The 12,793-nt window shown below is 48.3% G+C and carries 5 protein-coding genes; all 5 read right to left on the reverse strand.

The features are described from left to right. Positions 1–9: 9 nt before the first annotated feature. Entirely contained in the window at positions 10–7,326 is a 7,317-nt protein-coding gene (locus QZT80_RS10595; protein WP_295121519.1) for a hypothetical protein, read from the reverse strand. Beyond that, positions 7,323–7,844 carry a hypothetical protein gene (locus QZT80_RS10600; RefSeq protein ID WP_295121521.1) on the reverse strand — a complete coding sequence of 174 codons (522 nt, stop codon included), beginning with the start codon at positions 7,842–7,844 and terminating at the stop codon, positions 7,323–7,325. Before QZT80_RS10600 ends, QZT80_RS10595 begins: the two co-directional genes overlap by 4 nt. Continuing rightward, on the reverse strand, positions 7,841–8,944 hold the full coding sequence (locus tag QZT80_RS10605) for a hypothetical protein (RefSeq protein ID WP_295121523.1): 1,104 nt from the start codon (positions 8,942–8,944) through the stop codon (positions 7,841–7,843). The genes QZT80_RS10600 and QZT80_RS10605 overlap by 4 nt, the downstream gene beginning before the upstream one ends. 2 nt (positions 8,945–8,946) lie before the next feature. Continuing rightward, positions 8,947–11,499 carry a hypothetical protein gene (locus QZT80_RS10610; RefSeq protein WP_295121524.1) on the reverse strand — a complete coding sequence of 851 codons (2,553 nt, stop codon included), beginning with the start codon at positions 11,497–11,499 and terminating at the stop codon, positions 8,947–8,949. A 20-nt stretch (positions 11,500–11,519) separates the two neighbouring features. Beyond that, on the reverse strand, positions 11,520–12,793 hold a 1,274-nt coding region (locus tag QZT80_RS10615; protein ID WP_295121526.1), incomplete at its 5' end, for a hypothetical protein.

Genomic DNA, 12,793 nt, shown 5'->3' on the forward strand with positions numbered 1-12,793 from the left:
TTAATGGCTTTAAGGTTTTTTCCTGTATGCCGAGCGGCTTTCTTTGATTGTAAGGATACCCTTTTCTGTTTCTTTTTTCACACGAATGAGCGTACCCTCATCATCATATTCATAGAAAGTGGCGTAGTTATTTTCGTCCAGTTCGGCCATCAGGCGCATGCTGGCGTCGTCATAAGCGTAGGTTTTTACCTGGGCGTCGTAAGGGAATATGCGGACGTCGTCGACGATGATGTCGATACTGCCCCCCGCTCCTTTTAATCCGAAATTCAACAGGCCGTCCGTGAAAGTCAGTTGGCTGAAATCCATGATATGTTCAACCAACACCCATCCTTCCACAGCCGCTTTTTTGTTCAGCTCATAATCCTGGTTATTAACCGTCAGCACCAGTTTGCTGGATGCCGCCTTAGGATTATTGTTTTTCACCCAGGCTGAGAAGATGTACTTCCTGTCCGGCCGGGGACTGAAACCTTCTTTAAAGTAGGCCGGGATGTATTTTTTGTAGTATTCCCCGTTTATGTTAACGCCGAGGTACTCTCCCGGTTTATGTTCCATCGTATGCACCAATGCCGTCATGGTTATTCCAGATCCTATTTTGTAGCCATACCTGCCCGAATGTGCTGTGCCGGTAATGAGGCTGGCATTCATCGGGAATTTGAAATCGTCTGACGAGCATGGCTGCGGTAAAGCACATTGCTGGTTAAACAGGTAATCGTCAAAGCTTTCATAGAATATTTCCCTGCGTTGCGCATTGGCCGCCACCGCTGTGGGCAGTGAATTTTTGTAGCTGTAGATCGCACTGCTGTACCGTCCCAGGGCATCCTTGTTTTCCAGTTCATGTCCCTGCCTGTCATAACGGGTAATGTAACTGCTGGTTACCCAGAGCTCGTTAGATGTTGGAGTCGGTGTCGTTACATCATGCGCCCAATTGCCGGCATTGAGGTACCAGAAAGGGGTGAACGTTTTGTAGGCACCGCTGTTCCTGATATCCAAGCCTTCGCCAGTGTTACCGGAGAACAGGTTTTTATCTGTGCGGTTGGTTTCCACCACTTTGGATTCGGAGGGCCTCCAGTTACCAAGATAGCCAAGGAGGTAAGGGTTGATGATGTTGTTTTTTGCTACGGGGTTGATATAGACATAGCTGCCGCAGTCCGAATATACCTTTTCCCCATTGCCGGCATACTTACTGGTCACGGAGTTGTTACTATTGACCACGTATGGGTTCGTACGGGAATATATTAGTTCTGAAGTAGAAAACAGGATGGTAGGCGTCGTGGTGCCTGCTTTAAATTGAATATAGTCAGCCGCGCCATATATTTCCATACCCAAAGCCCCGACGCTTTCGCTGTTATTCCTTGTTTCTACACGTACCTGGTGCTGCCCGGCGGTTAAAGCCAAAGGCTTTACAAACCACTTGTTAGTGGTCAGGCCACCGGGTTCATCTCCGCTCACCTTCATTTCATCAACAAAAAACTCGGCCGCAGCAGTACCGCTATAACCAACATAGTAGTTGCCAGTGGACGGTACTTTAAAGCAACTGGTTAACCCGGTCCTCCGTGATTCGGTGGCGGCCCCTACAAAAAAGGCACACTTGTTCAGCCGGCCGCAGGTCGGATGGGTGATGGAAATGCACTCCTTCCAAAAGCCTGCATCGGTTGTGCCCACTACCCTGCCTTGCAGATCAAAGAAAGATGTTCCGTTAGCATTGAACGATGCATTCGCAATCCGGTTGATGTTAAATATAGCATCTGTACTACCGGTCAACGGTGTGGCACAAACGCTCAGGTCGTCCCCTACTAAAATAGAGTTCGGTGGACAGCTGTTTTCTGTCGCCACGCATATCTTCTCGCCCAATACATTCGGCCCCTTAAGTATCCCTCCGTCACAAGTATACTTCTCTGCTACCCGCGTACCATTATCCTCGAATATGTAAGTATTAACATCGCCATATTTCATCTCCCCTGTCATTCCCCAGATGGTTTGAGCCTCCGTATGGAATAATGCCTGCGTAAGTTGTGCCAGCGGTGCGCCGAAAATATATGCGACCATCATTACCGGGGTACTGGTGCTGGATTTCCCCTCCGCCCATACCTGGTGCTCACCGGCGGCAAGCTCCACAGCATACACATGTATTTTCTGGTGGTTAACATTTCCGAGTGATGCCGGCCTGTCGATCACCGGCGTGTTACGGTTATCCACGAAGAACCGCAATGCACCGTTGCCAGACATCGCTATGTGATACACTCCGCTAACCGGAATGGATACGGAGGCAGAAACTCCCGTCCACTTGTTGGTAAGGTCATAAGTTGAGTTACATATCTTCATCGCTTCACCCAACAGGCCGTAGCTGATTGGCTTAGGACTTACAATGGCAGCCTGCCCCCAGAACGCATTTGTTTTCTGCGCGGAAATGGTGCCATTCAAGGCGTAAAAAACAGCGCCCTGGGCATTGTAGATATATTCACTTCCATTTGGATCACAGAAATTAAATACGCTCTGCTCAACGGCCGGCACCTTTTCGCATCTTCCGGTCAACTCATTCATGGTATACCCGGTAGGACACCCTCCGGCAACACATCCCGGCACGCCCCATTTTTCATCATATAGTGTAGCCTTTGCGTCCAATACTTTATACCCGCTAAGGTCATTGTTGTAGAACAACGCTAGTTTATTATCGCTGCCAATAGGATTACGAAGGCTGGTGATACTTCCAGCCGCAGCACCCAGCATATTCCGGTAGCCGGAACGGATCAGTTTAGTGGTTCCCTTATAGTTCAACCGGCGCTTTCCAATTTCATCTATCAGCCTCAGTTTGCCTGTGCCACCTGGCGCCTCCGCATCGTTCACTACCCACAATCGCTGCCCTGTGAAAACATCGGACATTTCATCCCCGGCCGTCAGGAATGGTTTATATTCCGCCATAATTTCACCGGTGGCGCTGGTCGTCATGTCTTTAAAAACCCTGTTCGCCGTTTTATAAGCAGGCCCCATTTTCGGGTACACCCAATAAGCCGGGATGTTCACGGAATAAACAGGATCTCCGAACTCATTCTGCGTGGAAGTCACCACCGGCTGTCCGGTCAATTCGTCATACAAAAGATTTTCTGCAGAAACACTGGCGCCATCCAGGCGTTTGATCACCTTCTTTACTACACCCGTATATTGTACCGTCTTTAACAGTGAGGCAGAACGGAACAGCCGGTATTCCTTATTTGTTTTTATCGGGAAGTGTGGTATCAGCAGCGGGAACCAGATCGCCTGGAAATAGTCGGAGCCTACAGCATAGGTGGTACCGAAGTTTTTACTTTCTTCCTCCCGCATGTGGGTGAACATATCTATCTCCCTTCCTATCACCTGCTCTTCGGGGTTGATAATCCCCTTATCATTTACCGTTTGAACGCGGTTGCGTAAGCGGTAAGACGTCCCGTTGTAACCTTCACTATCATAAATGTATTCTGTAGCGGATACTTCCACGCCGACTTTGTTATATGCCTTTTCAGCACGCGGTTTCCCATGCATATCGTTCAGAATTACCACGTAACCCTGCGACATATATTTCTCGTGGATGGCGTTACCGCCAAAAAAGGAGAACGTCGAGTTCGACTGATGGTTAAATTCATCCGGTTTGCCGTCTGCTTTAACGATCACGGGGTAGTCGCGGGCTGTAAAAAATTCGGACACATCGTATCCCGTCAGGTTCTTCTCGTCTAGCAAGCCCGTTTCGTCCAGCCTGCGTACAGTCACCTTGCTATATCCTACCTGTGGCGAAGGGAAAAGGTATTCACCAAACGGCTTTTCGAGATAATAGAAGTTATTCAGTCCTCCCTGTATTTCCTCCATGTACTCCACGGGCATGTGCATTGCATTTTCATCACCACCTGCCTGTGGCTCGTAGGCCGCCACACCACTGCTGATCGTGCGGCCATCTTTAGCGCCGGGCAGCTCTGTGGTATATTCATACACCTGCCCAATATTGATCACATCATCGCTGCCTGTCATTTCGTTCCAGCCATCTGTTACCAGTAATTTCTTCACCCGAACTCCACCACCGAGCTGGTGGCCGCTGTAATTGGCCACACGTGCAAAACTTTTGGTAAGGTCCACGGTTTTCGCGAACTTCTTACGGTTAGCGCGCTGGTAAAAATTCTCTTTCAGCTCGCGCATATTTTTGAAGGCATTTACGATCTGCGCAAGCGCTTTCTCAATGCCCGTTTCATGCTGCAATCTGCCATCATAACCAGGATAGGCATACATCGGGTAATCTTCCTTCATTTTCTGCCAGGCCGACAGCAATATCGGGTTAATCGTAAGTCCGCCTGCCTGTTTACTTTTCAGCCAAACATCCGCGTAGGCATCATCCCCGCTTCCGCCCAGTGTTACCTTTTCAATATTGGAGTAGGTGGGCACAAAGTCGAAATAGCGTTCATTATTGTTATTGACTTTATCACCGATATGCACAAACAGCTTGGTGTACAGCACATCCGTATTATCGAGGTATTCGCGTTTAAACCAAAGGGTTGGATCTTCTGCCCCTGCACTCGCATCTGGAACACTGATACGCAATCCCCTGGCTTCCGTTAGTTCCGTTGCAGGCGAACCGTCTTCCTTGATCATCCCGGTGATGTGCCGCATCTGCATCGCACGTTTGTCCTGTACGTAGGCGTAATCATCCGCTTCATATTCTACGTTAATACTGCCACCGGTGGGTAGTTCAATTTTATTGATATTCCACATGCCCGCATATAACGCTGCTTTCACAGAGTCCTGTACGGCATAAGGAAATTCGTCGTTCTGGAACGGCCAGCCTGTTTGTGTATTGGCATTCTGGGGTTTATAGGTGCCCCAACGGTCAGCAGCCATGCGTTCATAGCCAACGCCTTCGTTATAGAAAAACGCGTATTTGTTCTGCATCCCCTTGGTGGATGATCCGTATTTAAAGTATACGTGCTTTAGCGTCAGTTTACCGGTACCATTAAGTTTCAGGTGATTGGGCATTCCCGGACAAAGCGAATAATCATATTCAAACACGACGGTTTTAATAGGTGTAGCAAGATTGTTTTTAGCGTACAGGCGTATTTCCTTAAGGCGTTTTAGTTTGGATGTGGAAGACATATCGCCGTTTGCGTTCGCCACATCCAGCCCGTCTTCCCTGTCTTCGGTAATAAAATAAGCGACCATGTTTTTCGACTCTATCGACTGCGTGTACCACAATTCACGGGAACCGTATACCAGGCTGCCTTTATCATCGCCATCATCTGCATAGAGGCCTTTGTTAAACAATGCCTGGCCTTTATCAAACGGTGTGCGCCAGTTATAATAATCATCCTGCCGGGAATAATTGAACCGGTAAGCAGTACCATGATCATCTTCTGAAACCCCATTCCCGGTGAGGTCTGAATAGTCGGCGGACAGCAAACTTGTAAGCAGGTAGCTGGTGGCGTAAGAGGGCTGCTTTTCGCGGCTGTAATATTCATCGCGACCGTAGTTGTGTTTAATCTCGCCATCAGTGTCCCATAAGATATTTGCCTGTTTTGTTTCCGGGTCCAGGGTTTCTTTCGAAGTGGCAAAAGTGTATTCCGTTTGCGCAGCATTATAAACTGGCACCCCATATACCATCCGTTGGCCACCTTCCGACTGTACCGTTATTTCGGAAATGTGCCCGCTTTTACGCGGACCGCTTCCGCGCCCGATTTTCTCAGGGTTGAATTTCTGGCAGGCAACAGGTGTAAACGTAGTATTGAGGAAAGGATAATCTTCCAGTTCGCGCTGCGCACAGGTCATTAACTCCCGGGCTGTAAGATAAGAGATGGAGGTTTTACGCTGCTGGCGCCCGTCTTTTTTATAAGGAGCGGCTATCGGGAAGATGGTACCGCCCTGTTTCAGATTGGGGGTCGCCGTTTTCTGGTTTAGTTTTACCGATACCAGTTCTTCTCCCTGTATGCGATTAACGAATGCCGGATCGGCTACATTTTGCTCGCCTGATTCTTTAAAATAGGTTGTTTCTTCATTCACTGCCTCCAAATCATCCTTCTTGCGGAAATCACCTTTGGCCAGGAAGCCGTTGTCCACCGTCCATTTGCCTGTATGTGACCGTACATCCTGATTATACAGTGTAACACCGCCATGCAGGATATAACCATAGCCAAAATCACCACCCGCCGTAAACACATCACTTGACGATTTGGAGGCCGGGTCGAAAAGGACGCCGGAACCAGCATTATGAAGACGGAACTGACCGCTGCCCGCCTGCCCAGTATAACTAAATACGTCAGGTGTAGAAACAGGTATGGGTAGATTAGGTAGCCCGTTAACCACGGGGTTTTCCTTCTCTCTTAAAAAGTCCATCAGCGCATGGGGGTCGTCTTTACCATTATCAGCATACATCAGGCCATAGGCCCTTCTGGGGTATTCCGCCTTTGCCAGTTGCCGTACGCGTTTGTAACCGGTAAGACCGCCACCCGTAAACAAAAGAAACGTAAGCCCGCCGACGTCCAGCGAAAAAGTCCAGTCCTTCGACTCAATGTCATTCGATGCACGTGGGTAGATGGGAGGTGTATTATAAGATATCTTATTAGCCATTTCCAGCTCCAGTGGACCAACAGACATTGACCCACCGAGGGTGCGCTCCTTGAGCCCCCTCCTGGAATTATAAGAAACCTGGGAAGAAATACCGATATTATACAGCTTTGAGTCTGCACTCATACGGAACTCAAGGCTTTTCTTCCTTGTTTTGTCAACCCCGGTCGAGGTATTGGAAATCGCCTCCGTGCCCATCTCCCCGGTAAGGGTACCACCAATCGTAAGGCTCATACCGGAGTTCACACCGAATTCCGCGCCAAGGCCTGTATAGTTGTCACTAAAAACACCAACAGAAAGAGAGCCTTTTAGTTTTGCGATATCATAACCGGATAGTTCTGCCCGTAAAGTACCACGGCCACCGTACGTAATCTGCGGTTTAAAATAGGCATGCGTATACGTATTGTCACCATCTGCATCGTCTGCGATACCACGAAGATTACGGGTAACACTTCCTACATTGAGGTTCCAGCCCAAGCCTACCCAGGATGCTTCGTCTTCCATATTGGAGCCGGAAGCATAGGCGAGGTTTACGGGATAACCTTCCACGTCAAGCAGCGGTATATTATATTTGAAATCGCCGGTAAACAGGTCTACCATATCACTGGCACCTGCTGCGGCAAACTGCTTCGTTTCCGGCTGTACAGGGCCGCTGGTGAGGGCATGTGCAAGGGCGGGGGTTAACATTTCGCCTGCCAGCAAAGCGAGAAAGAAAAATGCGATCCTTTTCCTGGCATTCACTTTAAATATCATAAACTACAGCTTAATTCGTCTACTTTTGAAATATTGGTCCGCTCATAAAAAAACTCCATCCGCGCAGCCGAGAACAACCAGTCCATGTAGATAAAACGAAGCGCGTTGGACTGGCCGGTAAGCCGCCTCTCAAATGCCACTACGTACTCTACTCCTGTGATATTTCCATTGGCGATCCTTTCACTATATATTGGTCTTATCGTATCCCCGCCTGTTACAAGGGCGAACAACGAATCGGTACCGAAACTTGCAGCTTTGTTGTCGGTTTGCCGAACACTGTTTTTGTCGGGTGTTACCTGCACACGGAAGGTCATGGTCGAAGTATCTGCCTCTCCCCTGTCCAGGTTACGTTGCCAACAGGCTGGCATATAACTGAGTACCACCTTCACCTTGTTGATTTCCTTTTCCTGCCGGATGCCCGGGTCTTTCATGGCTTCCGCCAGTGTTTTCTTCTTTGCACTACAGGCTGCGAATAACAGCAGCAGGATGCATGCACTTATATATTTGCACTTCATCATTGTTCAACAGGGGATTTATACAGGAATCTCAATGCCTTGGTATTGCCACCCGGCACGTTCACCTGTAGCTGATAATAATGACCATCAACAAACGAAGCGTTATCACGCAGGTCGATTACCACGTAGTTAAGTCCGTGCGTGAGTTTAACCTTCCTTAGTTTTTTAATCTTCTCCTGTGGATTGGAAATCGGCAGAACGGAGTAAGTAAGATTTGTGGCTGCGTAAGGATTGTTCATCGCGAACATTACCCGGCCCTCCGCGAGGTAAAAGTTGCCTTTTGCGAGATCTTCAATATTCCTGAATGCGTCGGGCAAACTGTCTTTTTCATTGAGGGTGCAAATACAGGTAAATTCCCATATTTCTGATTGCGATAGCATAGTCACCCCTTTATAAGCGGTAACCTGCCAGGCGTACCGTTTACCTTCCTCCAGGTCTTTATTTACTGCCGGAAAGAACAACATAGGTGTACCGATGTTACGTTGGTTAATCAGCGGCAGGTTTACATTCATGCCTTCTGTTTTATGCTGATTAGCTTTTAGCTCCACCAGCGCCAGGCGGTATAGTACACCTGGGACAGCCGGCAGTATTGGTTGCCAGAAGAACGCAGGTCTTTTATCACAAAGCGTTTCCATGTCGCCGGGACGAATAAGCAACAAAGGCGAGAATGGCTTCAGGTAGTATTGAAAACATTGTTCCGCCAGTAACGTGCCCGCACCTGATTTCCCTTCGAACAACTGGAAACAGTAGTCATAATCACCTTCCATAAAATAGCCCGATTGCCTGGTAACGGCAGATTCTCTTGCGTTACCATACAGCACCGAAGCATTCCTCGCCATTGAGGGCGGCAACGGGTTGTTACCGGGCAACAGGTCGAAAGGGGCCGACTGTACCTGCACGATCTTTCCCGACACCCGTTCCGTAACGGAGATCGTAAGTGTCGCAGTACTACGCTGCGTATTCATGTTAACAGTACGGACCATAAAAAGCCCATCTACCGTACGCCCCTGTATTTCCGGGATAAATACAAAACTTACCTGCGCATGCAGTATACTGCAACAAAACACCATTACCACGGTAAGCCATAATTTCACTTGCGCCATGATCAGTTGATTAAATATTGTAAAGAAAATTCCGTGCGGAAAGTACCGAACAGGTAGTTTAATGGACTACTGTAAAGATTCTTCCGCGTATCAACATATACTGCTGCATTCACACCAGGTATCAGTTCCACCGACATGCTTTGTTTCACACCCAGCTGGGTCACCATGTTATGATTGTCCAGGAAGGTGATGCCGCTGTTACAGTTAAGCGTTTTAAAGAGCATATAACTCCATCCGGCGTCCATGTTAAGCATGTTACCGTACACGGCATTCTGTTTCAGGTCGTAGTTGTAGAACATGTTTAGCGAGAGTACGTGGCCATTGATCACCAGGTTTTCGGCAATGTTCACGTTGGCGAGTACGCTGTTCAGCGGTAGTGTTGCTGAAGTCAGTTTCATTTGCTGCAAGCCCGCCACGATGAGGTTACTGGAAGGCATGCTGCCGATGTATCCACTTAACTGCGAGGTGAGCGAAGCCTGGCGGGTAATGAATCCATCGCCGGCATTATTCCCGCTGCTTTTCATGGAGGAGCGCATCATGCGTGCGTTGAGCGACCAGTTTCGTTTTACGCGGAACTGTACATCTCCTGAATACTGAAAACTTTTCCATCCGGCATCAAAAGATGTTTGTATGTCCCTGATATCGGTACGGAAAGCGGTAGTCATTTTATGGAATTTCCAGCGCCGGCGCACATTAAGCCCGTACTGCCAGCTGCCCCTTGTGCCAAAGGGGGTACCGGGGTTATTGTAGCCCATACCTGCGTAGGAAACGTAGGCTCCCTGCGACATGCTCAGTTCCCGCACTTCGCCTGTATAACGAAGGCCTAATGACACTGTTTGCCAAAAATCATTAAAAAACGACATAGCGGCAGCCTTCTGCGACATGGCATAACCACCACTACCGGAACCTGCATTGGCAAACTCCGTATTCGATTTTGAAAATTCGCCATTGATGGTGCCATATTCACCCAGTGTCAATTGTTTAGACAGCGTTCCAACAAATATATTACGCGCAGCGAACTGCTGGTTTACCTGGTGGCGCTCGTTGTTTTTCGTATTAGCATTGAGTGCGGTCAGGTGCGTATGATCTTCTTCAAGGTCTCCCTTGCCAAGCCTGGCGAATTGCATAAAGTAACTGCCGGCGGATGCGTTATTTTCCAGGAAAGCATCCTTCATCCCCTGTCCATCCGTACGACTACCTATCCCGAGCATCAGCATTTTCCCTTTATTCAGAAAACTGCCCCCAGCTCCTTTCATGAACAGGCCTGAAATGGACGAGGCACTTGCGTCTGTATTAAAGGCGCCTATATTTAAATCTTTCACCCTGAGGAAAAATCGTTGCAGGCCGCTTAATGGAAACAACTCCTTCGCATGGCGGATGCGGCTTTCGTCGGTGTTTATAAAAGCAGATAATTGATCCTTCACCTTATCGAAGCGAGCCAGTTGTTCCCTGGCAGGTTGGCCACTCTCCAGGTCTCTTTTCAATGCCAACACTTTTTCGATAGCTGCCTGTTTTGCCTGTTGTTGAAGCATTACAGAATCACCTGCAATGCCTGCTTTATTTATCGCCTGTGCTTTTATTGCTTCGAAAGGATCGTTGCCTTTAAACAATTGTAAGATTTGCGTGGTATCCAGCTGTACCAGCTGATCCATGCTCATTCCTGTTGGCAACACACCTGAGAGACCATTTCCGTAAAGGCTGTCTATACCAGTACGGATGCCAGCCAAACGTTTGTCTACATAAGAGCGCATAGCAGATTCAAGGTCCATGTCTTTCAGGAAAAACTTCCGGAGATCGTAGTAGGTATTCAGTTTTGCGTTTAATTGCTGCAGGTATTGCTCACGGTTAAAGTTTACTTTAAACAACCCGCCCGTAATATAATCCTGTGTGCCGCCGCCAAAAGACGCCAGGTTGTTGTAATTGATATCCACAGGTATTCCGCCCAGCGTAACCATGTCGCCACCTTGAAGTAGCACCTTCGTCTGAAAGGGTAATGGTGGATTATCGTCCCAGATCACCTGCGCGCCAAGGCCCTTTAGTTTATTGGCCGGTGGTGCATATTTCAAAAAAGCATCGGGATTAATAAAACCCGACAGCAACGATTTTCCAGCATTGGATTTTTGAGTGAAATACTGCCAGAGTTTAGTACTGTCCTGCGAAGTGTCGAAGCCCTTCAGCAATGACTGTTCCGCCGGGCCAATCTTTGTTTTAAGATAACCTCTCAGGTCAGGGTTACGCAGCGCCCGCGTAGCGCCCGTCAGCGATGCCGTATCCATCACCAGGAGATTTTTTCCTGGTATTAAAGATGCTCCTTTGAGGCCTGTTCCTGGGATCAGGGCTTTGAGCCCGGCAGTATCCAGGCCTAATGATTTCCTGTCCGGCATAACAGGGATTTTCAACGCCCCTGTATGTATACCTGGGATAAGACTGTCCCGCATTATCTGCAACCGTGGCAGGCTACCGGTGTCATTATTTTTTATGTTTCCTGCTTTAGCGCCGTTTATCTGCGATAATGCAGCGAGTAAAGCAAGACTTAAAGCCAACTGTTTCAGCATAGCACTTTATTAGGGATAAACTATAACTCTTGTATGATCAGGCCATTGATAAAGCTAAAGTTGCCGTAGGTATTGGTATCCACTCCTACAGGGGAATGAATATCAAGGAATATTTTTCCGTTGGCATCTGGCGCTATGTCGTCGAACACTACCGCATTCAGCGTATTACCTAAAGCATTTAAGTATTTGACTGCTCCGCCATTTACCCTGTAGCACCCGAATTTGAGCGGGGTTGAGGTGGAGGAACGCGACGGCACTATCGTAATTTTGTATCGCTTCGCCGTAGCCAGGTTACCGATTTCCAGATTGTGTTTTCCCGGAGAATATGGTGTAAAGTTGTACCAATACCCCCTCAGCACAATATCCGGTACAATACCGCTGTTGTTGCCCGTAGTGTGGCCATCCGTATTGGAGCTGCTGCTGCCGGCGTACTCTATCCAATAATTTGCGGTACCCGACAACACGTTGTCGATAGTCCAGCTTGTTACAGGATCTAGTTTTCCGATGATCGTCGGGAGGGGCATAGCCTTACCGGGCTCTCCAAATACGTTCATCCATCCAGGAACAAATTCAGCAGCGGTTTTAGAAAAGTGAACACGCAGGGTTTTCTTGCCTCCGTTATTGGGCAGCACGGTAACTTTTACGTCATCAGAAATATTGCCCACTGCCGTCACCATGGTTAACCGGAACACATACACGCCGTTCGTAAGGTCATACAAATCTGCGTTGATAGTTGGATATAACGGCACCCCGATAGAACTGGGGCCCGATACCTGCGTCCATTGGTAGTCGTAAATAGGGACGCCATTATCCACAACCGTGGGTCTGAGCTGAACGTGGCTTGTATTAAACAGATCTATTGTTGTATCTGGAATATTAAGCGTGGGGGCCAGTGGCATATCGCCCGTGATGCCGATATCGATTACGCTGATATGTGCGAAGTTGCTCGCCAGGCTGGGGCGCAACAGTATATCGACAGAATCAACGCCAGTTATATTGTGAACGACTGCATTGTTATAGTCCGCTGCCTGGGAAGTGAGATACCTGGTATCCGCCTTTTTGATGAATGCGGTTTCCTTCCATTTTTCCGGCCCCTGTATGCTCTCCAGCACCCGTACGGGAGTATTATTATCGATCCTTGCACCCCATAGTTTAATGCGGTATTGATTGGTTTTGGAAAGCCCCCTTACACGCAGCTTAATACCGTCGGCATAGTTAATGGAATCTCTGTAAATGTACATGTTATCATACACCGCCTCCATTGGATAATCGCCTACACTGGCTTTAAAACCAT

The sequence above is a fragment of the uncultured Chitinophaga sp. genome (assembly GCF_902168175.1).
In the GTDB taxonomy this organism is placed as follows: Bacteria; Bacteroidota; Bacteroidia; order Chitinophagales; family Chitinophagaceae; genus Chitinophaga.

Coding starts and splice junctions, on each gene's coding strand:
- QZT80_RS10595 (WP_295121519.1), bottom strand. CDS start 7,326: ATGATATTTAAAGTGAATGCCAGGAAAAGGATCGCATTTTTCTTTCTC.
- QZT80_RS10600 (WP_295121521.1), bottom strand. CDS start 7,844: ATGATGAAGTGCAAATATATAAGTGCATGCATCCTGCTGCTGTTATTC.
- QZT80_RS10605 (WP_295121523.1), bottom strand. CDS start 8,944: ATGGCGCAAGTGAAATTATGGCTTACCGTGGTAATGGTGTTTTGTTGC.
- QZT80_RS10610 (WP_295121524.1), bottom strand. CDS start 11,499: ATGCTGAAACAGTTGGCTTTAAGTCTTGCTTTACTCGCTGCATTATCG.